Origin of the sequence: Burkholderia sp. Bp8984 (assembly GCF_003853755.1) — a bacterium.
In the GTDB taxonomy this organism is placed as follows: domain Bacteria; phylum Pseudomonadota; class Gammaproteobacteria; order Burkholderiales; family Burkholderiaceae; genus Burkholderia.
Window position 1 is genome coordinate 62,967 of record NZ_QTQN01000025.1, and the last position, 24,907, is coordinate 87,873.

General features: G+C 65.9%; 22 protein-coding genes. 3 read left to right on the forward strand and 19 right to left on the reverse strand.

The genetic code is table 11. The features are described from left to right. Positions 1–75: 75 nt before the first annotated feature. The 11 genes from phoR to DID98_RS24060 form a co-directional block, all read right to left on the reverse strand. Positions 76–1,395 (reverse strand): phosphate regulon sensor histidine kinase PhoR, encoded by a 1,320-nt coding sequence (gene phoR / locus DID98_RS24005; protein WP_044844887.1) that lies wholly within the window; start codon positions 1,393–1,395, stop codon positions 76–78. 57 nt (positions 1,396–1,452) lie between these two features. Then, complete coding sequence (phoB, locus tag DID98_RS24010) at positions 1,453–2,154, reverse strand: phosphate regulon transcriptional regulator PhoB (protein WP_006750313.1); 702 nt, start codon at positions 2,152–2,154, stop codon at positions 1,453–1,455. Positions 2,155–2,185: 31 nt separating this feature from the next. Then, positions 2,186–2,890: a phosphate signaling complex protein PhoU gene (gene phoU / locus DID98_RS24015; protein WP_044844888.1), complete on the reverse strand. Its 705-nt coding sequence runs from the start codon at positions 2,888–2,890 to the stop codon at positions 2,186–2,188. An 18-nt stretch (positions 2,891–2,908) separates the two neighbouring features. After that, on the reverse strand, positions 2,909–3,757 hold the full coding sequence (gene pstB / locus DID98_RS24020) for a phosphate ABC transporter ATP-binding protein PstB (protein WP_124487588.1): 849 nt from the start codon (positions 3,755–3,757) through the stop codon (positions 2,909–2,911). Between the two features lie 15 nt (positions 3,758–3,772). Beyond that, entirely contained in the window at positions 3,773–4,666 is an 894-nt protein-coding gene (gene pstA / locus DID98_RS24025) for a phosphate ABC transporter permease PstA (protein ID WP_044844889.1), read from the reverse strand. Next, complete coding sequence (pstC, locus tag DID98_RS24030) at positions 4,663–5,646, reverse strand: phosphate ABC transporter permease PstC (protein ID WP_044844890.1); 984 nt, start codon at positions 5,644–5,646, stop codon at positions 4,663–4,665. Before pstC ends, pstA begins: the two co-directional genes overlap by 4 nt. Before the next feature lie 94 nt (positions 5,647–5,740). Then, a complete protein-coding gene (pstS, locus tag DID98_RS24035) occupies positions 5,741–6,775 on the reverse strand; it encodes a phosphate ABC transporter substrate-binding protein PstS (RefSeq protein WP_124571575.1) in 1,035 nt (344 codons plus the stop codon). 454 nt (positions 6,776–7,229) lie between these two features. Next, positions 7,230–8,585, reverse strand: a complete 1,356-nt coding sequence (glmM, locus tag DID98_RS24045; protein ID WP_044844892.1) for a phosphoglucosamine mutase — start codon at positions 8,583–8,585, stop codon at positions 7,230–7,232. A 36-nt stretch (positions 8,586–8,621) separates the two neighbouring features. Further along, complete coding sequence (folP, locus tag DID98_RS24050) at positions 8,622–9,563, reverse strand: dihydropteroate synthase (RefSeq protein WP_044844893.1); 942 nt, start codon at positions 9,561–9,563, stop codon at positions 8,622–8,624. 28 nt (positions 9,564–9,591) lie between these two features. Beyond that, the gene (gene ftsH / locus DID98_RS24055; protein WP_044844894.1) at positions 9,592–11,487 is read right to left on the reverse strand and encodes an ATP-dependent zinc metalloprotease FtsH; all 1,896 of its coding nucleotides are present in this window, start codon (positions 11,485–11,487) and stop codon (positions 9,592–9,594) included. Between the two features lie 166 nt (positions 11,488–11,653). Continuing rightward, positions 11,654–12,316: an RlmE family RNA methyltransferase gene (locus tag DID98_RS24060; RefSeq protein WP_124487584.1), complete on the reverse strand. Its 663-nt coding sequence runs from the start codon at positions 12,314–12,316 to the stop codon at positions 11,654–11,656. A gap of 193 nt (positions 12,317–12,509) precedes the next feature. Between DID98_RS24060 and DID98_RS24065 the strand changes: the two genes are divergently transcribed. Further along, positions 12,510–13,037: a YhbY family RNA-binding protein gene (locus tag DID98_RS24065; protein WP_124487583.1), complete on the forward strand. Its 528-nt coding sequence runs from the start codon at positions 12,510–12,512 to the stop codon at positions 13,035–13,037. A 58-nt stretch (positions 13,038–13,095) separates the two neighbouring features. Here the strand turns inward: DID98_RS24065 and DID98_RS24070 are convergent, their stop codons facing one another. The 8 genes from DID98_RS24070 to gloB form a co-directional block, all read right to left on the reverse strand. Further along, a complete protein-coding gene (locus DID98_RS24070; protein WP_044844897.1) occupies positions 13,096–13,554 on the reverse strand; it encodes a DUF4149 domain-containing protein in 459 nt (152 codons plus the stop codon). 14 nt (positions 13,555–13,568) lie between these two features. After that, positions 13,569–14,045, reverse strand: coding sequence for a transcription elongation factor GreA (gene greA / locus DID98_RS24075; RefSeq protein WP_021163362.1), 477 nt, complete (start codon positions 14,043–14,045; stop codon positions 13,569–13,571). 118 nt (positions 14,046–14,163) lie between these two features. Continuing rightward, the gene (carB, locus tag DID98_RS24080; protein ID WP_124571576.1) at positions 14,164–17,418 is read right to left on the reverse strand and encodes a carbamoyl-phosphate synthase large subunit; all 3,255 of its coding nucleotides are present in this window, start codon (positions 17,416–17,418) and stop codon (positions 14,164–14,166) included. A gap of 60 nt (positions 17,419–17,478) precedes the next feature. Continuing rightward, the gene (gene leuE, locus DID98_RS24085) at positions 17,479–18,138 is read right to left on the reverse strand and encodes a leucine efflux protein LeuE (RefSeq protein ID WP_124487581.1); all 660 of its coding nucleotides are present in this window, start codon (positions 18,136–18,138) and stop codon (positions 17,479–17,481) included. A gap of 37 nt (positions 18,139–18,175) precedes the next feature. Next, a complete protein-coding gene (gene carA, locus DID98_RS24090) occupies positions 18,176–19,321 on the reverse strand; it encodes a glutamine-hydrolyzing carbamoyl-phosphate synthase small subunit (protein ID WP_044844900.1) in 1,146 nt (381 codons plus the stop codon). 361 nt (positions 19,322–19,682) lie between these two features. Beyond that, entirely contained in the window at positions 19,683–20,915 is a 1,233-nt protein-coding gene (locus DID98_RS24100) for a nitrate/nitrite transporter (protein ID WP_124523552.1), read from the reverse strand. 152 nt (positions 20,916–21,067) lie between these two features. Further along, positions 21,068–22,636, reverse strand: a complete 1,569-nt coding sequence (locus DID98_RS24105; protein WP_124487579.1) for a transglycosylase SLT domain-containing protein — start codon at positions 22,634–22,636, stop codon at positions 21,068–21,070. Between the two features lie 151 nt (positions 22,637–22,787). After that, entirely contained in the window at positions 22,788–23,594 is an 807-nt protein-coding gene (gene gloB, locus DID98_RS24110) for a hydroxyacylglutathione hydrolase (protein WP_124571577.1), read from the reverse strand. Positions 23,595–23,612: 18 nt separating this feature from the next. On the opposite strand from gloB, the gene DID98_RS24115 reads away from it, so the two are divergent. Together DID98_RS24115 and rnhA are read left to right on the forward strand one after the other, a co-directional pair. Continuing rightward, positions 23,613–24,425, forward strand: coding sequence for a class I SAM-dependent methyltransferase (locus DID98_RS24115; RefSeq protein ID WP_044844904.1), 813 nt, complete (start codon positions 23,613–23,615; stop codon positions 24,423–24,425). Then, positions 24,422–24,865: a ribonuclease HI gene (rnhA, locus tag DID98_RS24120; protein WP_044844905.1), complete on the forward strand. Its 444-nt coding sequence runs from the start codon at positions 24,422–24,424 to the stop codon at positions 24,863–24,865. Before DID98_RS24115 ends, rnhA begins: the two co-directional genes overlap by 4 nt. Positions 24,866–24,907 lie beyond the last annotated feature (42 nt).

Sequence of the window (24,907 nt, forward strand, 5' to 3'; positions counted from 1 at the left end):
AAAGCACAGCCCGAGGGCTGTGCTTTTTTCATTCCGCCGGGGTGCCGACGTGAGGCACCGCTTCGCGTGACGCGCTCACGCCTCGAACGCGGCCGGCCGGATCGCGATAATCCGCGAGCCCGGGAAGCGCGCGGTGAACGTGCTGCCGCGCCCTTCCTCGCTCTGCACGTACAGGTGCGAGTCGTGCCGCTGCAGCACGTGCTTGACGATCGCGAGGCCGAGCCCCGTGCCGCCCGTATCGCGCGAGCGGCTGCGGTCCACGCGGTAGAAGCGTTCGGTCAGCCGCGGCAGGTCGGCGGCCGGAATGCCGAAGCCGCTGTCGGTGACGGAGAACACGCCCTGCGCGCCCTCGCGCCGCCACGACACGAAAATCTTGCCGCCGTCCGGCGTATAGCGGATCGCGTTGGTCACGAGATTCGCGAACGCACTGAACACTTCGGTCTGCGCGCCCGTCACGCCGAGCGTCTCGTCGATCGCGAACGCGATCTCGTGATGCCCGTTCGACAGCGTCTGCGCATCTTCCTTCAGATGGTCGAACACGGCACGCATGTCGATCGCGTGATCCATCGGCGGCTTGCTTTCGCCCTCGAGCTTCGCGAGCACCAGCAGGTCGGTGACGATGTGCCGCATCCGCGACGCCTGCTGCTCCATCATCTCGAGATAGCGCGCTCGATCTTCCTCGTTCAGCGGCAGTTCGCGCATCGTCTCGAGGAAGCCCGACAGCACGGTGAGCGGCGTCTTCAGTTCGTGCGACACGTTCGCGACGAAGTCGCGCCGCATCGCGTCGGTCCGCTCGAGCTCCGTGATGTCCTGCGTGAGCAGCAGCTTGCGATTCTCGCCGTACGGGAACACCTGCACTTCCAGCACGTTCTGCCGCGAGTCGCCCATCCCGCGCATCACGAGCGTCTCGTCGTAATGCTGCGCGTTCAGGTAACGAACGAACTCCGGATGACGCACCAGGTTCGTGATGTGCTGGCGCAGGTCGCGCTTCGCATCGAGGCCGAAGTGCACCTCGGCGATCGCGTTGCACCACTCGATCTGGTCATGGTCGTCGAGCATCGCGACGCCATTCGGCGACGCCTGGATCGCCTGGATGAAGCGCGAATGCTGCTGCTCGACCTGGCGCACCTGCGCATGCCACTGCTTCGCGAGCTTGTGCAGCCGGTAGTAGATTTCGCCCCAGATGCCCGGTGCGCTCGGCACCTCGCCATAGACGGGCGCATCGAGCAGACGCCACAGGCGTTGCGTATGGAAGGTGCTGAAGAAGCCCTGCGCGACCAGCATCACGACCGCGAACCCGAGGGCCGCGGTCGGGCCGGCGAATACGCCGACCAATACGCTGATCAGCACGAGCAGCACGAGCGACACCAGAAAGCGCGCCCAGATGATGTTCATGATTCAGCGTCCGAAAGAATGAACGGCATGCCGCGGCACACGGCATGTCCGGATACGTTACGCGTGCTTGGCGAGCCGGTAGCCGCTGCCGCGCACGGTCTCGATCATCGCATCGCAGCCGGCCGGTTTCAAGGCCGCGCGCAATCGTTTGATATGGACGTCGACGGTGCGTTCCTCGACGAACACATGATCGCCCCAGACCTGGTCGAGCAGTTGCGTGCGGCTGTGCACGCGCTCCGGATGCGTCATGAAGAAATGCAGCAGGCGGAATTCGGTCGGGCCGAGATCGAGCTTGATCTCGCTGCCGTCGCCGTGCGCGGCGACCCGATGCGTGGCCGGATCGAGGCGCAGCCCGTTGATCGACACGACGTCCTCGGTCAGTTGCGGCGCGCGGCGGCGCAGCACGGCCTTGATGCGCGCCATCAGTTCCTTCGGCGAGAACGGCTTCGTCACGTAGTCGTCCGCGCCGATCTCGAGGCCGAGCACCTTGTCCTGCTCGTCGCCGCGCGCGGTCAGCATGATGATCGGGATGTGCTTGGTCCGTTCGTTGTTGCGCAGGTCGCGCGCGAACGCGATGCCGGACTTGCCCGGCAGCATCCAGTCGAGCAGCACGAGATCGGGCAGCACGTCGCTGATCAGGTTCTGCGCCTGCTCCGCGTTGTACGCGCGGATCGGGCAGTGACCGGCATGCTGGAGATTCACCGAGATCAGTTCGGAAATCGCTGGCTCATCTTCGACGACGAGAATGTTGCTGGGCATCGGCACCTCTGTTCTTCCTATACGGAGTCGATTAACTGTTGGCTTCGCGATCGAGCGTGTCGCGCGGCTGGTGCCGCACGTCGGTGCCCTTCACGATGTAGATGATGAATTCGGCGATGTTCTTCGCGTGGTCGCCGATCCGTTCGATCGCCTTCGCGATGAACAGATACTCGAGGCCGACCGAGATCGTGCGCGGATCTTCCTGCATGTACGACACGAGCTTGCGCACGAACGCGCGGAATTCGAGGTCGATTTCCTTGTCGTCCTTGACGATCTGCGCGGCCGCCACCGTATCGAGGCGCGCGAACGCGTCGAGCGCGCGGCGCAGGATCGTCACGGCCATCTCGCCCGACACCTTGATCTCGGCGATGTTCACCGCACGCGCGGCCGGTTCTTCGATCAGGCGGCGCACGCGCTTCGCGATCTTCTCGGCCTCGTCGCCGGCGCGCTCGAGGTTCGTAATCGTTTTCGAAATCGACATCAGAAGACGCAGGTCGCGCGCGGCCGGCTGCCTCCGCGCGATGATGTTGCCGCACTCCTGGTCGATGTCGACTTCCATCGCGTTCAGCGTTTCCTCGGCCGCGATCACCTTCTCGGCCGCATCGCGGTCGAATTCGTTCAGCGCATGCATCGCGCCGACGATCTGCGACTCGACGAGCCCGCCCATTTCCAGCACTTTCGACGACACGGCATTCAGGTCCGCGTCGAACTGGCTCGACAGATGTTTATCCGACATGGTTGTGGTTCTCCGTCATCAGCCGAAACGGCCGGTGATGTAGTCTTCCGTTTCCTTGCGCACCGGCTTGATGAAGATCTTTTCGGTTTCGCCGAATTCGATCAGCTCGCCCAGGTACATGTAGGCCGTGAAGTCCGAGCAGCGCGCGGCCTGCTGCATGTTGTGCGTGACGATCACGACCGTGTAGTCGCTCTTCAGCTCCGCGATCAGTTCCTCGATGCGGCCCGTCGAGATCGGGTCGAGCGCCGAGCACGGCTCGTCGAGCAGCAGCACTTCCGGACGGATCGCGATGCCGCGCGCGATGCACAGACGCTGCTGCTGGCCGCCCGACAGACCGTAGCCGCTCTGGTTCAGCTTGTCCTTCACTTCGTTCCACAGCGCGGCCTTCGTCAGCGCCCACTCGACGCGATCGTCCATCTCCGAGCGCGTGAGCTTTTCGAACATCTTCACGCCGAACGCGATGTTGTCGTAGATCGACATCGGGAACGGGGTCGGCTTCTGGAACACCATGCCGATCCGCGCACGCAGCAGCGAGATGTCGCGCTTGGTGGTCAGCAGGTTCTCGCCGTCCATCAGGATTTCGCCTTCGGCGCGCTGCTCCGGATAGAGCGCGAACATCTTGTTGAACGTGCGCAAGAGCGTCGACTTGCCGCAGCCCGACGGGCCGATGAACGCCGTCACCTTCCCTTCGGGAATGCGCAGGTTGATGTTCTTCAGCGCGTGGAACTTGTTGTAGAAGAAGTTGAGGTTGTTGACCTCGATCTTCGCGTTCAGCGGCGCCAGCGGACGGCCATGCGACGCATCGTGCGTGCCGGCGGGCGCAGCGGTGCGCTCGACGGGATTCAGGTGGCTTTCTGCCATATTCATCGGATTGCTCCGCCGTTACTTTTTCGAGAAGATCGAGCGCGCCAGGATGTTGAGTCCGAGCACCCCGAGCGTGATCAGGAACACGCCCGCCCATGCGAGCGACTGCCATTCGGCGAACGGGCTCATCGCGAACTTGTAGATCGTGACGGGCAGGTTGGCCATCGGCTGGCTCATGTCGACCGAGAAGAACTGGTTCGACAGGGCCGTGAACAGCAGCGGCGCCGTTTCGCCGGCGATCCGCGCGACCGCGAGCAGCACGCCCGTCACGATCCCGCCGACCGACGCGCGCAGCGTGATCTTCAGCACCATGCGCCACTTCGGCGTGCCGAGCGCGACGGCTGCTTCGCGCAGCGCGTTCGGCACGAGCTTCAGCATGTTCTCGGTCGTGCGGATCACGATCGGGATCTGCAGCAGCGCGAGCGCGATCACGCCGGCCCAGCCCGAGAAGCGTCCCGACTTCGCGACGACGATCGCGTACACGAACAGGCCGATCACGATCGACGGCGCCGACAGCAGGATGTCGTTGATGAAGCGGATCGTGCTCGCCAGCAGGTTCTTCTGGCCGTATTCGGCGAGATAGACGCCCGCGAGGATGCCGATCGGCGTGCCGACCAGCGTGCCGAAACCGCACAGCAGCAGGCTGCCGACGATCGCGTTCGCCAGGCCGCCGCCTTCGGTGTTCGGTGCCGGCGTCGATTCGGTGAACAGCTGCAGCGACAGGCCGCCGACACCGAGATGCACCGTCGTGTAGAGAATCCACACGAGCCACAGCAGGCCGAATGCCATCGCGGCGAGCGACGCGGTCAGCGCGATCGCGTTGGTCACCTTGCGCTTGCGCTGCAGGCGGTTGCGCATCGCGTCGAGCGCGGCGCCGTTCGGCCCCGGGAAATTCATGATGGGCTCGCTCATTTCTTGCCCTCTCCCTTCTCGAGACGAAGCAGCAGCAGTTTGGAGATGGACAGCACGATGAACGTGATCACGAACAGGATCAGGCCCAGTTCCATCAGGGCGGACGTATGCAGGCCCGGTTGCGCTTCCGCGAATTCGTTCGCGAGCGCCGACGTGATGCTGTTGCCCGGTGCGAACAGCGACACGCTGTCGAGCAGGTTCGTGTTGCCGATCACGAAGGTCACGGCCATCGTTTCGCCGAGCGCGCGGCCGAGGCCGAGCATCACGCCGCCGATCACGCCGGTCTTCGTATAGGGCAGCACGACCTTCCACATCACTTCCCAAGTCGTGCAGCCGATCCCGTACGCCGATTCCTTCAGCAGCACGGGCGTGACTTCGAACACGTCGCGCATCACCGATGCGATGTACGGGATGATCATGATCGCGAGGATCACGCCGGCCGCGAGAATGCCGATGCCGATCGGCGCGCCGGCCGTCAGCGGACCGAGCACCCACACGTCCTTGAAGAGATGGCCGATCGGTTTCTGGAAGTATTCGGCGAAGATCGGCGCGAACACGAGCAGGCCCCACATGCCGTACACGATCGACGGAATCGCGGCGAGCAGTTCGATCGCGATGCCGAGCGGGCGACGCAGCCACACGGGCGACAGTTCGGTGAGGAACAGCGCGATGCCGAAGCTGACCGGCACCGCGATGACGAGTGCAATCAACGACGTCACGATCGTGCCGTAGATCGGCACGACTGCGCCGTAGACATCCGAGTTCGGATCCCACTCGGATTGCCACAGGAAGCCGAGGCCGAACTTCTGGATGGTCGGCAGCGACGCAATGATGAGGGAAACGATGATCCCGCCCAGCAGCAGCAGGGTCACGATCGCGGCGAGCCGTGCGAGGCCGCCGAACAGAACGTCTCCGAGACGGCTCGGCGCGCGTTGCTGCGCGGCATCGGACCGGGAGGACGTGTACGAAATATCAGACATGGGCGCCTGTTCTGGATCGCCGGGCGCCGTAACGCCCGGCCTTACCGCACACACTGCCCGGCCGGCACGACCGGGCAGCGAACCGCTGGATGGCTTACTCTGCGGCGACCGGCTTGCCCGATGCGTCCGTCACCTTCGTCTTCCACTGCTTGCGGATTTCCGTCTCGACCGATGCCGGCAGCGAGATGTAGTCGAGGCTGTCGGCAGCCTTCTCGCCGTTCTTGAACGCCCAGTTGAAGAACTTCAGCGTTTCGGCGCCCTGCTCCGGCTTGTCCTGCTTCGCGTGCAGCAGCACGAACGTCGCGCCGACGACCGGCCATGCTTCCTTGCCCGGCTGGTTCGTCAGGATCTGGTAGAACGACTTCGACCAGTTCGCGCCTGCAGCAGCGGCCTTGAACGTTTCGGTCTTCGGCTCGACCACCGTGCCCGTCGAGTTCTTCAGGGCCGTGTAGATCATGTTGTTCTTCTTCGCGTACGCCCACTCGACGTAGCCGATCGCGCCCGGCAGGCGCTGCACGAACGCCGCGACGCCGTCGTTGCCCTTGCCGCCCGTACCCGTCGGCCAGTTGACCGTCGTGCCTTCGCCGATCTTCGACTTCCATTCGTCGTTGACCTTCGACAGGTAGTTCGTCCAGATGAAGCTCGTGCCCGAGCCGTCAGCGCGGCGAACGACCGCGATGTCCGTATCCGGCAGCTTGACCTTCGGGTTCAGCGCGGCGATCGCCGGGTCGTTCCACTTCTTGATCTTGCCGAGATAGATGTCGCCGAGCACCGGGCCCGACAGCGTCAGTTCGCCGGCCTTCACGCCCGGCACGTTGATCACCGGCACCACGCCGCCGACCACCGTCGGGAACTGGAACAGGCCTTCCTTCGCGAGCTCGTCATCCTTCAGCGGCGCGTCCGAACCGGCAAAATCGACCGTCTTCGCGACGATCTGCTTCAGGCCGCCCGACGAGCCGATACCCTGGTAGTTCACCTTCGCGCCGCCGGACTGCTGGTAGTCCGCAGCCCATTTCGTATAGATCGGCATCGCGAACGTGCTGCCTGCGCCCGTGATGTCGGCAGCTTGCGCGGCGACTGCGAAAAGCGCGCCAGCCAGGCCGGCAATCGCGGTTTGCATCAATTTCATGAGACCTCCAGTGTGTGAGCGGATGACTACGGCACCGCGAAGGTTAGGGGCTCCTCATGACGATAATGTGACAATCGATGAAACTGGCGTGACAGTAACATGACTGGTTGAAAGGGTGTAGCGGGCCCGGTTCGGGCAGCAGCACAAGCGCGGCGTGGCGGGGTTGGCGGCAAGAATTGCCGGTCGGGAAGAGGCAGATCCGCGCCCGCCGATGCGGGTTGCGAGCGGATCGTATCGCAGCGCGCGCGGGCCGGAAAGCCCCTTGCCGCGGCTGTCACGATTCAGGGACGGAGGATTTCTTTGATCAGACGAAATCCGCGTCGAAAGCGCCTTCTGTTTAATAGCGCAAACCTTTGCGTCTGACGAATTGCGGCGCCCGCAGGCGCCGCATGTCGAATCACCGGGGCGGCGGCGCGCACACGGCCGGACCGTCGCGCGCCGTCGCCGAGCCGGTTCAGGCCGTCGCCGCGCGCACCGCGTCGGCGATCGCTTCCGCGTGACGCGTCGCGTCGGCCGCATGCCGGGCCTCGACCATCACGCGCAGCACGGGCTCGGTGCCCGACGCGCGGATCAGCACGCGGCCGTGACCGGCCAGCGCGCCTTCGGCCGCGTCGATCGCCGCGCGAATCGATGCGTTGCCCTTCCAGTCGGCACCCGGTTTCATCCGCACGTTGATCAGCTTCTGCGGGAACAGCGTGACGCCGTCGAGCATCTGCGCAAGCGTGCGGCCGCTGCGCTTGAGCGCGGCCAGCACGAGCAGCGCCGACACGATGCCGTCGCCGGTCGAGTGGCGGTCGAGCGACAGGATGTGGCCCGAGCCTTCCGCGCCGAGCTGCCAGCCGCGCTCGCGCAACTGTTCGAGCACGTAGCGGTCGCCGACCGCCGCGCGCACGAACTCGACGCCCTCACGCTGCAGCGCAACTTCGACCGCGAGGTTCGTCATCAGTGTGCCGACCGCGCCGTCGACCTTGCCGACGGTCGCGATGCGGTCCTTCACGAGCACGTAGAGCAGCTCGTCGCCGTTGTACAGCCGGCCGGTCGAATCGACGACCTGCAGGCGGTCCGCATCGCCGTCGAGCGCGATGCCGAGGTCCGCATGGTTCGCCCGCACCGCGCGCATCAGCGCGTCGGGCGCCGTCGCGCCGACCCCGTCGTTGATGTTGAAGCCGTTCGGCGCGACGCCGACCGGGATCACGTCCGCGCCGAGCTCGTGGAACACGTGCGGCGCGATCTGGTACGCGGCGCCGTGCGCGCAATCGATCACGAGCTTCAGCCCGCGCAGATCGTAGGCGGCCGGGAACGTGCTCTTGCAGAACTCGATGTAGCGGCCGGCCGCATCGTCGAGGCGGCGCGCCTTGCCGAGCCGGTCCGACGATGCGCATTCGAGCGGCTTGTCGAGCCATGCCTCGATTTCGGCTTCCGTTTCGTCGGGCAGCTTGTTGCCGTCGGCGGAGAAGAACTTGATCCCGTTGTCCTGGTACGGGTTGTGCGATGCGCTGATCACGACGCCGGCCGACAGGCGCAGCGCGCGCGTGAGATACGCGACGCCCGGCGTCGGCATCGGGCCGGCCAGCATCACGTCGACGCCGGCCGCCGAGAAGCCGGCCTCGAGCGCGGCCTCGAGCATGTAGCCCGACACGCGCGTGTCCTTGCCGATCAGTACCGTCGGCCGTGCACCGGCCGCGACGTCGGCCGCACCGGCCAGTACCTTGCCGGCTGCATAGCCGAGACGCAACACGAAATCAGGCGTGATGGGCGCCTCGCCCACCGTGCCGCGAATGCCGTCCGTGCCGAAATATCGACGTCCCATGGCGAACCTTCCTCCTTCGTCTTTCTGATTTCTGACTTATCGTTGCCGCGCGGCTTCGCGCACGGCGTTCCAGACCTTCAACGCATCGACCGTCGCCGCGACGTCGTGCACGCGCACGATCGCAGCTCCACGCTCGAGCGCGCACAACGCGGCCGCCACGCTCGCCGCGACGCGTTCCATCGGCGGCTTGCCGCCGATCACCGCGCCGAGCATCGACTTGCGCGACATGCCCGCGAGAATCGGATACGCGCGCCCGTCGGGCCGCGCCGGCGCCGTGTCCGGCAACGCGGCCAGCAGCGCGTAGTTGTCGTCGACCACCGCCTTGCCGAACCCGAAGCCCGGATCGACGCAGATCCGTTCCGGCGCGACGCCCGCGTCGCGCAGCGCCTGCGCGCGCGCGGCGAGAAAATCGCGCACGTCGCTTACGACGTCGCCGTAATCGGGCTCGCCGACCTGCATCGTCTGCGGCTCGCCGAGCATGTGCATCGCGCACAGCCCGCTGTTACCCTCGCGCACCGCATCGATCGCGCCCGGCTGACGGAAACCCCAGATGTCGTTGATCAGGTCCGCGCCGGCAGCGAGCGCCGCGCGCATCACGGCCGGCTTGTAGGTGTCGATCGACAGCGGCACGTTCAGCGGCCGCAACGCTTCGACCAGCGGGATCACGCGCGCGAGTTCCTCGTCGAGCGGCACGGGCGGGGCGCCGGGACGCGTCGACTCGCCACCGATGTCGATCAGGTCGACGCCTTCGGCGATCATCCGCTCGGCCTGGCGCAGCGCATCGTCGCGCGCGAGGAAGCGGCCGCCGTCGGAGAACGAATCGGGGGTGGCGTTCAGAATGCCCATCACGAGCGGGCGCTCGAACGTCAGGGAGAAACGGCCGCACTGCAGCGGCGCGGGAATGGATGCTGAAACAGCGGAATCGGGCACGGGCGGGAGGCGTTGATGAATGCAAAACGGGCCGGTGTGAAGCCACACCAGCCCGTGAACGGTGCTACGGCGAAGGTCAGGCCGGCGAAGCAGGCGCCGGCGCGTTGCCGGGCTTCACTTCGGCGGTGGTGCCGCCGCCCGACGAATCGCCGCCGACAGCCGGCGAACTCTTCGGCGAGCGCGGCGGACGCCCTTCCATGATGTCGTTGATCTGATCGGCGTCGATCGTTTCCCACTCCATCAGCGCGGCCGTCATTGCCTCCACCTTGTCGCGGTTCTCTTCGAGCAGGCGGCGTGCAAGGCCGTACTGTTCGTCGAGCACGCGGCGGATTTCGCCGTCGACCTTCTGCTGCGTCGCTTCCGAGATCGTGCGCGTGAAGCCTCGGCCGAACGGGCCGTTGTCGCTCTCGTCGTCGACGTAGACCATCGGCCCGAGCGCGTCGGTCATGCCGAAACGGGCCACCATCGCGCGTGCCGTCTGCGTCGCCTTGTTGAAGTCGTCCGACGCGCCGGTGCTGATCAGGTTCAGGAACAGCTCCTCGGCCACGCGGCCGCCGAACAGGATCGCCAGGCGGTCGAGCAGGTAATCCTTCGAATACGTCTCGTTGTCGTGCTCCGGCAGCTGCCACGTGACGCCCAGCGCGCGACCGCGCGGGATGATCGTGACCTTGTGTACCGGATCGGCCTTCGGCAGCAGCTTCGCGATCACCGCGTGGCCCGACTCGTGGTAAGCCGTGGCGCGCTTCGCTTCCTCGCGAATCACCGCCGACTTGCGCTCCGGACCCATGAAGATCTTGTCCTTCGCGTCCTCGAAATCCTGCATCTCGACGATGCGCTTGCCGCGGCGGGCGGCGAACAGCGCCGCTTCGTTCACGAGGTTCGCGAGATCGGCGCCCGAGAAGCCCGGCGTGCCGCGCGCGATGACCGCTGCGTCGACGTCGTTCGCGATCGGCACCTTGCGCAGGTGCACGCGCATGATCTGCTCGCGGCCGCGGATGTCCGGCAGGCCGACATAGACCTGGCGGTCGAAACGACCCGGACGCAGCAGCGCCTTGTCGAGCACGTCGGAACGGTTGGTCGCGGCGATCACGATCACGCCCGAGTTCGCTTCGAAGCCGTCCATCTCGACCAGCATCTGGTTCAGCGTCTGCTCGCGCTCGTCGTTGCCGCCGCCCATGCCGGCGCCGCGATGACGGCCGACCGCGTCGATTTCGTCGATGAACACGATGCACGGCGCGTGCTTCTTCGCCTGCTCGAACATGTCGCGCACACGGGCCGCGCCGACGCCGACGAACATTTCGACGAAGTCGGAACCCGAGATGCTGAAGAACGGCACCTTCGCTTCACCGGCGATCGCGCGGGCGAGCAGCGTCTTGCCGGTACCCGGAGGGCCGACGAGCAGCACGCCGCGCGGAATGCGACCGCCCAGCTTCTGGAATTTCTGCGGGTCGCGCAGGAAGTCGACGAGCTCGGACACTTCCTCCTTCGCTTCGTCGCAGCCCGCGACGTCGGAGAAGTTCACCGCGTTGTTGTTCTCGTCGATCAGCCGCGCGCGCGATTTCCCGAACGAGAATGCGCCGCCTTTGCCGCCTCCCTGCATCTGCCTCATCATGTAGAACCAGAACACGATGATCAGGATCGTCGGCCCGAGGTAGTACAGCGCGGACATCAGCGCGTTCGGCTCGTCGTCGGCCTTGCCGCTGACCTGCACGCCGTACTTCATCAGATCGCCGACCATCCAGATGTCGCCGGGCGACACGATCTGGTATTTCTGGCCATCAGCCGGAGTGACGGTGAGGTTGCGCCCCTGAACGATGACGTTCTTGACCTTGCCGTTCTTGGCGTCGTCCATGAACTGCGAATAGGACACACCTTCCTGGACGCGGGGCTTGTCGAACTGCTTGAACACCGTAAACAGCACCAGTGCGATCACCAGCCACACTGCTGCCTTCGAAAACATATTGTTGTTCAAAGCACCACTCCTTCACTCGTAGACGAGCGCCTACATTTTCCTTGCGGCGCTCCTCGGTCATTCTAATCCAGTCCGACCACCCCTGCCATAAGGATTGACAACCGCCGCGATAGCGCTTCGCTTGTCTGGCAAGGGCCGGAGCCCGTTTGCGGCACGCCGCTGCGCGTCAGCGCGGATGCTTCAGATGCCGACCCAAAATGAACGTTTCGGACGATTTGTCGCGGGACGCCTTCGGCTTGCGCGGCGCGACAGTCTTAAACTGCTGTTTGAACTTTTCGACGATCTGGCTGTAGCCGCTGCCGTGAAAGCACTTCACGAGCAGCGCACCGTCCGGCTTCAGATGATTCTGCGCGAATTCGAGCGCCAGATCGCACAGATGCTCGATGCGCGCCGCGTCCGCCGAGGCCACGCCGGAGAGGTTGGGGGCCATGTCGGAAATAACAAGGTCCACCGCGCGACCTTCGAGCACTTCTTCGAGCCGGTGGAGGACGTCGTCCTCGCGGAAATCGCCCTGCAGGAAGTGGACGTCGGCGATCGGCTCCATCGGCAGGATGTCGAGCGCCACGATCGTGCCGTCGATGCCGCCTTCGCGCTCCGCGTCGCGCTTCTTGCCCTGCGCGAGCTTGTTGCGGGCATACTGGCTCCAGCTGCCCGGCGTCGCGCCGAGGTCGACGATCACCTGGCCCGGACGGATCAGCTTGTCCTGCTCGTCGATTTCCTTCAGCTTGTACGCGGCGCGCGCGCGATAGCCCTCCCGCTGCGCCATTTTGACGTACGGGTCGTTGATGTGGTCGTGCAGCCAGTGCTGGTTAAAGCGGTTTTTTGCCATTCGAGAGAGAGATTGCTGCTATTTGCTTCGTGAAGCCGTGCTTTTGGCGGATAATACGCGTCTTCTTCGCGCGGCTGCGGCCCCTTCCGGGCCCAAGCCGCGATTTTACGTGGTTTCGGCGCGCGGCTGATGCGGTAACTTCCCGCGATTCGCTTCTGACGCAGCGCGCCCCTATTTAGATTTCGACATTTCCATGCCCGCCCTTTCGCTTTCCCCCGCCGAGCGCTCCGCGCTGCGCTCCCAGGCCCATGCGCTCAAGCCCGTCGTGCTGATCGGCGCCGAAGGGCTCACCGACGCCGTGCTGAAGGAAATCAAGGTGCACCTCGCTGCGCACCAGTTGATCAAGATCCGTGTGTTCGGTGACGAGCGCGACGAGCGCGTCGCCATTTACGACGAGATCTGCGACCGCCTGAACGCGGCGCCGATCCAGCACATCGGCAAGCTGCTGGTGATCTGGAAGCCCGAGGCTGCCGTGACGGCCCCGGCCCGCGGCCGTCGTGCCGGCGCGCTGCCGAGCGCGGCCGAAGCCGTCGACGACAAGAAAGGCCGTGCACCGCGCACCGTCAAGGTCGTCAAGGTGTCGCCGAACGCGAGCCCGGTGCGCCGTCCGCGGCCGGTGAAGGTCACGGTGCGCGGCAACGAGCGCGTGACGGCAGGCGGCACGGTGAAGCGCGCGAAAAAGCGTCAGGCCAGCACGAAGCGGCCGCACCAGGGCAAGTAATCCCGCCGCGCGGCACGGGGCACCCCGTGCCGCGTTGCCCGCGCGGCGCTCAGGCCATTCAGGCGTCTTGCGCCGGCAGACGCCAGATCAGCATCAGCCCCAGCACGCTCTCGACGAGATAGAACAGGCTCGAGACGCCGTGCAGCATCCCGAAGCGGCTCGCATACGGCGAGTTCGCGATATCGGTGCCCGCCTCCATCGCGGCCACCCGCAGCGCGTTCATGAACGGCTGCAACGCAAAATACCCGACCAGCACGCACGCGACCATCGCCGCGACGATCCAGCGCACGCGACGATAATCGCCGCTGCCGCGCCGCACCTGCTGGTTCGACAGCGCGAGCAGCAGCACGCCGCATACCACACCGAGGATCGCCTCGATGCGGAACAGCTGGGCGGCGACCGAGCCGGCCGTCATCCGCTCCAGCGTCCGGAACAGCACGGGCGCGACCGCATACCCGATCGTCAGCAGGCTGCCGACCCACACGGCCGACAGCAGACGGAACACGCGATGCGGCATCACGTCGCCCCGCTTCAGATATAGCTGACCGAGATGATTTCGTACTCGCGCACGCCGCTCGGCGCCTGCACGGCCGCGACGTCGCCTTCGGACTTGCCGATCAGCGCGCGCGCGATCGGCGAGCTGACCGAGATCAGGCCGTGATCGATATCGGCTTCGTCGTCGCCGACGATCTGGTACTTGACGGTGTCGCCGGACTCGAGATCCTCGAGTTCGACCGTCGATGCGAAGACCACGCGGCCTTCGGCGTCGAGCACGGTGGGATCGATGACCTGCGCGGCCGACAGCTTCGATTCGATTTCCGCGATGCGACCCTCGATGAAGCCCTGTTTTTCTTTCGCAGCGTCGTATTCGGCGTTTTCGGACAGATCGCCCTGTGCGCGAGCCTCCGCGATCGCGTTGATCACGGCCGGCCGCTCGACGGACTTGAGGCGCTGCAATTCATCGCGCAGTTGCTCTGCGCCACGCTTTGTCAACGGAATGGTGCTCATAAACGGCTCAATCGCTAAAAACGGCTATAAAAAAAATCACCGCGATTAAACGTATTTCCGGTGAACCGGAAACACCGCTTAATCGCGGCACGTGTTGCTTCGACAGGTAACTGACTGCTTAGTTTAGGCGAGCGTGAAGACCTTGTAAATCATAGACTTCCAGATCCTTCAGGTAGCGCAGGCCTTCGACGGCCGCGCGCGCGCCGGACATCGTCGTGTAGTACGTGACCTTGTGCGCCTGCGCGCTCATGCGGATCGAACGCGAATCGGCGATCGCCTGGCGCGTCTCGTCGACCGTCGTGAACACGAGTGCGATCTCGCCGTTCTTGATCATGTCGACGATGTGCGGACGGCCGTCCTTCACCTTGTTCACGACCTTCACCGGCACGCCGGCCGCTTCGATCGCGGCAGCCGTGCCCTTGGTCGCGACGATCGGGTAGCCGAGGTCGTGCAGCATGCGCGCGACTTCGACCGCCTTCGGCTTGTCGGCGTCCATCACGGTGAGCAGCACCGTGCCCGACTCCGGCAGGCGCGAACCGGCCGCGAGCTGCGACTTGAACAGCGCTTCGCCGAAGGTCTGGCCGACGCCCATCACTTCGCCGGTCGAACGCATTTCAGGCCCGAGGACCGGATCGACGGTCGGGAACTTGACGAACGGGAACACCGCTTCCTTCACGCTGAAGTACGGCGGCTCGACTTCCTTCGTCACGCCCTGCTGCGCGAGCTTCTGGCCGACCATCGCGCGCGCCGCGATCTTCGCGAGCGGCAGGCTGGTCGCCTTCGACACGTACGGCACCGTGCGCGACGCGCGCGGGTTCACTTCGAGCACGTAGATGATGTCCTGCTTCGAACCGTCCGCCTGCGGCACCTGCTGGATCGCGAACTGCACGTTCATCAGGCCGACCACGTTCAGCGCCTTCGCCATCGCGCCCGTCTGGCGCTTCAGCTCGGCCACGGTTTCCTTCGACAGCGAGTACGGCGGCAGCGAGCATGCCGAGTCGCCCGAGTGGACGCCCGCCTGCTCGATGTGCTCCATCACGCCGCCGATGAACACCGACTCGCCGTCGCAGATGCAGTCGACGTCGCATTCGATCGCGTCGTTCAGGAAGCGGTCGAGCAGCACCGGCGAATCGTTCGACACCTTCACGGCCTCGCGCATGTAGCGCTCGAGGTCGCGCGGCTCGTGGACGATTTCCATCGCACGGCCGCCCAGCACGTACGACGGACGCACGACGAGCGGGTAGCCGATTTCGGCCGCCAGCGCGAGCGCTTCGTCTTCGGCGCGCGCGGTGCGGTTCGGCGGCTGGCGCAGGCCGAGGTCCTGCAGCAGCTTCTGGAAGCGTTCGCGGTCTTCGGCCGCGTCGATCATGTCCGGCGACGTGCCGACGATCGGCACGCCGTGCGCCTCGAGGTCGAGCGCGAGCTTCAGCGGCGTCTGGCCGCCGTACTGGACGATCACGCCGACCGGCTTTTCCTTGTCGACGATCTCGAGCACGTCTTCCAGCGTCAGCGGCTCGAAGTACAGGCGGTCGGACGTGTCGTAGTCGGTCGACACCGTTTCCGGATTGCAGTTGACCATGATCGTTTCGTAGCCGTCCTCGCGCATCGCGAGGGCCGCGTGCACGCAGCAGTAGTCGAACTCGATGCCCTGGCCGATCCGGTTCGGGCCGCCGCCCAGCACCATGATCTTCTTGTTGGTGGTCGGCTGCGCCTCGCACTCTTCCTCGTAGGTCGAGTACATGTAGGCCGTCTTGGTCGCGAACTCGGCCGCGCAGGTGTCGACGCGCTTGTAGACCGGGCGCACGTTCAGTTCGATGCGGCGGCGACGGACGTCTTCCGGCGTCGTGCCGAGCAGCTTCGCGAGGCGGCGGTCGGAGAAGCCGCTCTGCTTCAGGAAGCGCAACTCGTCGAACGTCAGCGACGCGAGCGTGCGGCCCGCGAGCGCCTTTTCCTTCAGGATGATCTGCTCGATCTGCTCGAGGAACCACGGGTCGATCGCGGTTTCCGCGAAGATTTCCTCGGCCGTCATGCCGATGCGGAACGCATCGCCGACGTACCAGATGCGGTCCGGGCCCGGCTCGTGGATCTCGATCGCGATCTCGTCGCGGTCGGTCGACTTCTCGTCGAGACCGTCGACGCCGACTTCGAGGCCGCGCAGCGCCTTCTGGAACGATTCCTGGAACGTGCGGCCGATCGCCATCACTTCACCGACCGACTTCATCTGCGTGGTCAGGCGCGAATCGGCTTCGCGGAACTTCTCGAACGCGAAACGCGGGATCTTCGTGACGACGTAGTCGATCGTCGGCTCGAACGACGCCGGCGTCTGGCCGCCGGTGATTTCGTTCTTCAGCTCGTCGAGCGTGTAGCCGACCGCCAGCTTCGCCGCGACCTTCGCGATCGGGAAGCCGGTCGCCTTCGACGCGAGCGCCGACGAACGCGACACGCGCGGGTTCATCTCGATGACGACCATGCGGCCGTCCTTCGGGTTGATCGAGAACTGCACGTTCGAGCCGCCCGTGTCGACGCCGATCTCGCGCAGCACCGCGAGCGATGCGTTACGCAGGATCTGGTATTCCTTGTCGGTGAGCGTCTGCGCCGGCGCGACCGTGATCGAGTCGCCGGTGTGCACGCCCATCGGGTCGAGGTTCTCGATCGAGCACACGATGATGCAGTTGTCGGCGCGGTCGCGCACGACTTCCATCTCGTATTCCTTCCAGCCGAGCAGCGATTCCTCGATCAGCAGTTCGCGCGTCGGCGACAGGTCGAGGCCGCGCTTGCAGATCTCTTCGAATTCTTCGCGGTTGTATGCGATGCCGCCGCCCGAGCCGCCGAGCGTGAACGACGGACGGATCACGACCGGGTAACCGCTGCCGCCGGTGCCGGCCATGATCTCGGCGTGCACCTGGGTCGCTTCTTCCATCGAGTGCGCGATGCCCGACTTCGCGGAACCGAGACCGATCTTGGTCATCGCTTCCTTGAATTTCTGGCGGTCTTCCGCCTTGTCGATCGCTTCCGGCGACGCGCCGATCAGCTCGACGCCGAACTTCTCGAGCACGCCGTGGTGGTGCAGGTCGAGCGCGCAGTTCAGCGCGGTCTGGCCGCCCATCGTCGGCAGGATCGCGTCCGGGCGCTCCTTCTCGATGATGCGTGCGACCACTTCCCACGTGATCGGCTCGATGTACGTAACGTCGGCCGTGTTCGGGTCGGTCATGATCGTCGCCGGGTTGCTGTTCACGAGGACGACCTTGTAGCCCTCTTCACGCAGCGCCTTGCAAGCCTGCGCGCCCGAATAGTCGAACTCGCAAGCCTGGCCGATGATGATCGGGCCGGCGCCGATGATGAGGATGCTTTTGATGTCTGTGCGTTTTGGCATGGCTTGTGAATTCAGTAAGTAATCTTTGTCGTGGCGTTGTCGTCGGTCGGCAGGCCGCGCTCAGCTCATGGTGGCGAGCGCGAGCTTCACCGAGAAACCGATGAACAGGCCGCCCACGCTGCTCGCCGCGCCCGCCGCGAGCCTGCGGCGGCGGCGGAAATGCTCGGCGAGCCGTGCGCCCGCGAAGATCAGCGTGCTCAGGTACAGGAAGCTCGCGCATTGCGCGATCGCCCCGAGCACGACGAACGACAGCGCGGGATGCGGGAATGCCGGGTCGACGAACTGGATGAAGAACGAGATGAAGAACAGGATCGCCTTCGGATTCAGGAGGCTCACGATCAGCGCCTTGCGGAACGGCCGCTCGCCGTCGACCGCCTGCGGCGCGTCAGCCGGGGCATCGCTGCGCGCGCGCAGCTTCTGCCACGCGCTGCGCAGCATGCCGGAGCCGATGTAGAGCAGATACGCGGCGCCGCCGTACTTGACGACGGAGAACAGCAGCGGGTTCGCCTTCAGGAGCGACGCGACGCCCGCGGCGGACAGCACCATCAGCACCGTATCGCCGACGAACACGCCGCAGGCCGCGCGATAGCCGGCCTTCACGCCGCGCTGCGCCGCGAGCGACAGCACGTACATCGAGTTCGGCCCCGGCAGCAGGATGATGAAGATCACGCCGAACACGTAGGTCCAGATATCCGTGATGCCGAGTGCGTGGCCGAACATGATGCGAATCTCCCGTTCTTCGGTTGCTTCAGTTGCGTCAGGCGTTGCGCTGCTTCGCCGCGTCCATCAGTGCGGTGAAACGGTCGAACAGATAGCCGATGTCGTGCGGGCCGGGCGACGCTTCCGGGTGGCCCTGGAAGCAGAATGCCGGCTTGTCGGTCAGCTCGAAGCCCTGCAGCGTGCCGTCGAACAGCGACACGTGCGTCACGCGCGCGTTGGCCGGCAGCGAATCCGCGTCGACCGCGAAGCCGTGGTTCTGCGACGTGATCACCACGCGACCGTCGCCGAGATCCTTCACCGGGTGGTTCGCGCCGTGGTGGCCCGTCTTCATCTTGAGCGTCTTCGCGCCGACCGCGAGGCCCATGATCTGGTGGCCGAGGCAGATGCCGAAGGTCGGCACGCCACGCTCGATGAACTGCTTCGTGGCCGCGATCGCGTAGTCGCACGGTTCCGGATCGCCGGGGCCGTTCGACAGGAAGATGCCGTCCGGATTCAGCGCGAGCGCATCTTCCGCGCTCGCTTGTGCCGGCAGCACCGTCACGTGGCAACCGCGCTCCGCGAGCATGCGCAGGATGTTGTACTTGACGCCGAAGTCATACGCGACGACGCGGTACTTCGGCGCTTCCTGCATGCCGTAGCCGCTGCCGAGGCGCCATTCGGTCTGCTTCCACTCGAACGGCTTGGTGGTCGATACGACCTTCGCGAGATCCATGCCCGCGAGGCCCGCGAACGAGCGCGCGAGCTCGATCGCCTTCGCCTCGTCGTCCGAGCCGGCCAGGATGCAGCCGCTCTGCGCGCCCTTGTCGCGCAGGATCCGGGTCAGCTTGCGGGTATCGATGCCGGCGATCGCGACGACGCCTTCGTCGCGCAGGTAATCGCCGAGCGTGCGGTCCATGCGGAAGTTCGATGCGAGCGTCGGCAGATCACGGATGATCAGGCCGGCGGCATGGACTTTCGTGGCTTCGACGTCTTCGGCGTTGACGCCGACGTTGCCGATATGCGGGTAGGTGAGCGTGACGATCTGACGCGCGTAGCTCGGATCGGTCAGGATTTCCTGATAGCCGGTAATCGCGGTGTTGAACACGACTTCACCGATCGTGTGGCCTTCGGCCCCGATCGAATAACCACGAAAGACCGTGCCGTCGGCGAGTGCAAGCAAGGCGGGAGAAAAAGACGGCAACACGGGAGGCTCCTTGGGGAACACCCTGCTGCCGACCTGTTTACCCTGCCGCGCGAGCGCCGCGCTGCGTAGGCGCGCGGAATCGCTAGCTGGACGCGACCTGCGTTGTCGAGACGCGAACCCGGCGCGTGGCGCACGAGGCTTCGCGGCATCGCCCGACAGGCGGCGTGCGGCGGATGAACGGGATGAGTGAGGTAGGCGCTAGGGTGCGAGGTTGATCAGCACAAACTTTCAAATTATAGCCCGAAAATGGCCTTATCTTCAATCGATATGGCCGTCCGATCGTGCATGCGGCGCGCGTGACGGCGCGCGGTCGCGCACGACACTCGTTGCTGCGGCCCCGTTTCCGCAGCCGCCCTACCCGTCAGCGTACCGCCGGATCAACGTGCTTGCCAGCGCTGCGCGCGGGCCACACGCACCAGACCGCGCTCGCGAGCTGCAGCGCGAGCAGCACGCTCCATGCGGTAACGTGCGCGGCGGCCGGGTAATGGCCGTCGACGGCCGGCCAGTGCGACAGCACCGCGCCGATGCCGATCTGGAACGCAAAGATCAGCACGAAGATCACGAGCGTCAGCGTCGTATTCGCGCGGCCGATCAGATGCGCCGGAAAGTGACCGGCCAGCACCGCGTAGGTCAGGATCCCGACGCCGCCGAACATCCCGTAGGCCGCCCACAGCACGGCCGGCGGCAGCGGCACGCGCGCGACGATCGCGCCCTGCGTGGCGACGAACAGCGCCATGCCGATGCCGCAAAATGCCTGGACGGACACCCCGCGGCGCTCGAGCACGCGCGCCGCCGCGCCGAAGCCGACGCAGCCCGCCATCATCGCGAAGCCGAGCACCGACACGAGCCGCGCGGCGTGCTGCGCATCGAACCCCGCGACGTCGCGCAGGTACGGGCCGACCCACAGCGACTGCATCGCATAGAACACGCCCTGCGTGACGATCGAGAACGACGAAATCTTCCAGAACGCACGGCTGCCCAGGATGTGCCACGTGCCCTTGAACTGGCTGACGATCCCGCCCTGCTGACGCGGCCGCTCGGCTTCCGGCGCACCGAGGCCGATCGCGGCCGCGACGACGATCGTCAGCACCGCGAGGCCGCCGCAGATCACGCGCCAGCTCGTCACGCCGAGCAGCCAGGTCAGCGGCGAGCCGACCGCGACACCACCCAGGCCGCCGACCGCCATCACGAGACCGTTGACGAGCGGAAGCCGGCCGACCGGAAAATGCTGCGCGAGCGCCTTGAACGCCGCGCCGAGACACACCGATACGCCGACGCCGATCAGGAGCCGGCCGACCATCATCGTGCCGAGATCGTGCGCGATACCGAACACGGCGGCGCCGGCGGCCGCGAACAGCAGCATCCCGGCCGCCACGCGGCGCGGGCCGAAATGGTCGAGCAGCACGCCGGCCGGAATCTGCGCGCCGGCGAAGCCGAGGAAATAGAGACTGGTGAGCAGCCCGAGATCGGCGGCCGACAGCCCGAGCTCGTGCGTGACGAACGGCGCGAAGCCGAGATTGACGCCGCGGAACACGTACGACACGAAATATCCGATCGCAAACAGCGCGAGCACCCTCACCTGCACCGACGACATTGCTTCTCCTTGTGACTGCGCGCAGCGGCGGCCGCGCTGCCGCGCACAAACGAAAACGCCGTCACCTCGGTGACGGCGTTGCTACGCGTTTCGTCGGATGATAACGCAATCGCGCGGCCCGGTCGGGCCGCCGCGCCGCGATCGCGGCCGCGTTACTTCTTGCCCTTGTGCGCAGCGGCCTTCGGTGCAGCCTTCGCGGGCGCGGCCTTGGCCGCACGGGCCGCCGGCTTCGCGGCACCGTGCTTCGCGCCGCGCGACTTGCCGCCGACGGACAGGCTCGCGCGCTCGATATGCGCGCCGGCGGTCGACGTCGCGATCCGCTCCGGCCCCGGCTCGGCCGGCACCGCGCGGCCGACCGGCACGTGCAGCACGAGCGCCTGGCCCGGCATCGCGAGATCGCGATGCGTGCGGTTCCATGCCTTCAGCTGCGCGACCGACACGCCGTAGCGGCCGGCGATCGCCGCCATCGACTGCTTGCGGCGCACGCGGATCAGCATCTTGCGCGTGTCGGGCACGTCGGGCTCCATCGCGAGCACGCCGTTTTCCGCGACGTCCGCGCTGATGTCCTCGTCGTCGTCATCGCCGCGCGGCACGACGATCGTCGAGCCCGGCTTCAGGCGCATGCCGGCCGGAATCTTGTTGACCGACATCAGCGTGTCGGCGTCCACGCCGATCTTCTCGGCGATCGCGGCAGGGCGCGCGCGCTCGCTCACCGTATAGGTGGTCCACGTCGACAACTGGCCGTTGTAGGCCTTCAGGTTCTTCTCGAACGCCGCCGCGTTGTCGAACGGCAGCAGGATCTGCGGCTCGGTCGCGCCGAGGATCACCGGCTTCGCGAACGACGGGTTCAGCGAGCGGAACTCGTCGAGCGACAGATTCGCGAGCTTCGCGGCCACCGCCACGTCGATGTCGCGCGCCGTCGTGACCGTCACGAAATACGGGTGGTTGGGGATCTCCGGCAGCGTCAGGCCGAACTGCTGCGGATTCGCGATGATGTTCTTCACCGCCTGCAGCTTCGGCACGTAGTTGCGCGTCTCGTTCGGCATCCGCAGGCTCTGGTAGTCGGTCGGCAGGCCGGCCGCCTGGTTGCGCGCGATCGCGCGCTGCACGTTGCCTTCGCCCCAGTTGTACGCGGCCAGTGCGAGATACCAGTCGCCGAACATGTCATGCAGGCGCGATAGGTAGTCGAGCGCGGCGCTCGTCGACGCGAGCACGTCGCGACGCTCGTCCTGCCACATGTTGCGCTTCAGGTTGTACGTGCGGCCCGTGCCCGGCATGAACTGCCACATGCCGGCCGCCTTCGCGACCGACAGCGCCTGCGGGTTGAACGCGGATTCGATGAACGGCAGCAGCGCGAGCTCGGTCGGCATGTGGCGCGCCTCGAGCTCCTCGACGATGTGATAGAGGTACTTCTGCGAGCGCTCGGTCATGCGCTGCACGTAATCGGGACGTTGCGTGTACCAGGTCGTCTGCATGTCGACGAGGTCGCTCTGCAGGTCGGGCATCTGGAAGCCGCGGCGAATACGGCCCCAGAGATCGGAGTCCGCACTGGTCAGGTCGCCGACGGATTGCTTGTCGACGTCGACAGTTTCTTTGGCGGTGGCTGATTTACGGAGGTAGTTGGACGTCGCCTGCGAATCGGCGGCGTTGTTGGCGACAGGGGCCTGGCTCGCGCAAGCGGCGAGCAGCAGGACCACCATCGCACTCAATATAAGTCGCATGAAAATCTCGGCTTCCGACGGCTGGAAATTGCTGGCGATACTACGGAAGTGCGTGCTTCACGTCAATAAAAACACCGAAAACTCAGCGAAATCCTACATTTGCAGCAATTTTTACAGACGCCACCTGAGGTTTGGAGTCCTCCCGAAATCGTCATCGGAACCGGTTTTTCCACTCGCGCATCAGCGTGAATGCCGCCAGTCGATCCAGCACCGTTTCGTGCAGCTCGGCCTCGAGCGTCGCATGGATGGCCGCGCTGTCCGACCGCATGAACGGGTTGACGGCACGTTCGTGCGCGATCGTCGTGGGCAGCGTCGGCACGCCGCGCGCGCGCAGCGCCTGCGCATCGTCGCGCCAGGCGGCGAGCGCCGCATTGCCCGGTTCGCACGCGAGCGCGAAGCGGATGTTCGACAGCGTGTATTCGTGTGCGCAATGCACGCGCGTGTCGCCGGGCAGCGCCGCGAGCGCGTCGAGCGACGCGAGCATCTGCGCGGGCGTGCCTTCGAACAGCCGGCCGCAACCGCATGAGAACAGTGTATCTCCGCAGAACACGTGAGGCGTGGCCGCGCCCTGCCCGGCCGCCTGGAAATAGGCGATGTGGCCGCGCGTATGACCCGGCACGTCGAGCACGTCGAACGCAAGCGCCGGTGCGCCGAGCGTCACGCGATCGCCGCCCGCGAGCGGGCGCGTGACCACGTCGATCGATTCTTCCGCCGGGCCATAAACGACCAGCGGCACATCGTCCGGTTGGCCATCGCGCAGCGCCGCGACACCGCCGACGTGGTCGGCGTGATGGTGCGTGAGTAAAATAGCGGTCAAGCGCCAGCCGCGTTCGGCAAGAACACGGCGTACCGGCGCGGCTTCACCCGGATCGACGGCGATCGCATCGCGGCCGTCCGAGACGAGCCAGATATAGTTGTCTTCGAATGCCGGCACCGGCACATATTCCAGCTCGTTCATGGGCACGCAATCATCGTTATGTCCGATCGTCAAATTATAGACTGGCCCGCCTGGACCGACTCGCCACCCGGCCGCTACGTGCTGGACTGGGAGCAGGCGCAGCTCGACCGGATCGTGTCCGACGTCTTCGGGTTTCACGCGCTGCAGCTCGGCCTGCCGCAGCTCGACGCGCTGCGCGAGAACCGCATGCCGTATCGCGGCCTCGTGCTCGACCCGGCGAGCGGCGCGAGCGCGCCCTACCAGTATCCGTGGGCGCGCGAGGCGCATGCGCCCGAGCATGCGCCGGCCGATCGCAGCACGACCTGGTGCGACCTGCTCGACCTGCCGTTCGAGTCGCAGAGCGTCGACCTGATCGTGATGCCGCATACGCTCGAATTCACGTCCGACCCGCACCGCCTGCTGCGCGAGGCCGAACGCGTGCTGATGCCGGAAGGCCAGCTCGTAATCACCGGCTTCAATTCGCTGAGCCTGTGGGGCATGCGGCAGTCGTTCGGGCGCATGGCCAACCGCCCGTTCGTGCCGGCCGCACGCGACCAGATCGCGTTCATCCGGCTCAAGGACTGGATCAAGCTGCTCGGCTTCGATCTCGAGCGCGGCCGCTTCGGCTGCTACCGACCGCCGCTCGTCACCGACAAATGGCTTGCCCGCTACGGCTTCATGGAAGCCGCCGGCGACCGCTGGTGGCCGATCTTCGGCGCCGTCTACATGGTCACCGCCGTCAAGCGCGTGCGCGGCATGCGTCTCGTCGGCCCGATCAAGATGAAGAAGCCCGTGCTCGCGCCGGGCCTGACGCCGGCGGCCACTCCGACCACCCATCAAGAACACTCATGACCACCGACACCATCGACATCTATACCGACGGCGCCTGCAAAGGCAACCCCGGCCCCGGCGGCTGGGGCGCACTGCTGCGCTACGGCGACCGCGAAAAGGAGCTGTTCGGCGGCGAGCCGAACACGACCAACAACCGCATGGAGCTGATGGGCGTGATCGCCGCGCTCGAGGCGCTGAAGCGGCCGTGCCGCGTGATCGTCCATACCGACTCGCAGTACGTGCAGAAAGGCATCAGCGAGTGGATCCACGGCTGGAAGAAGAAGGGCTGGGTCACCGCGGCGAAAACCCCGGTGAAGAACGCCGACCTGTGGAAGCGGCTCGACGCGCTCGTCGCACAGCACGAGGTCGAGTGGCGCTGGGTGAAGGGCCATGCGGGCCATCCCGAAAACGAACGCGCGGACGCGCTCGCGAACCGCGGCGTCGCATCGCTCGCGGCCTGAATCGCAGCCTGAACGCAGGCCGCCCTACCGTCTTTCCCGATT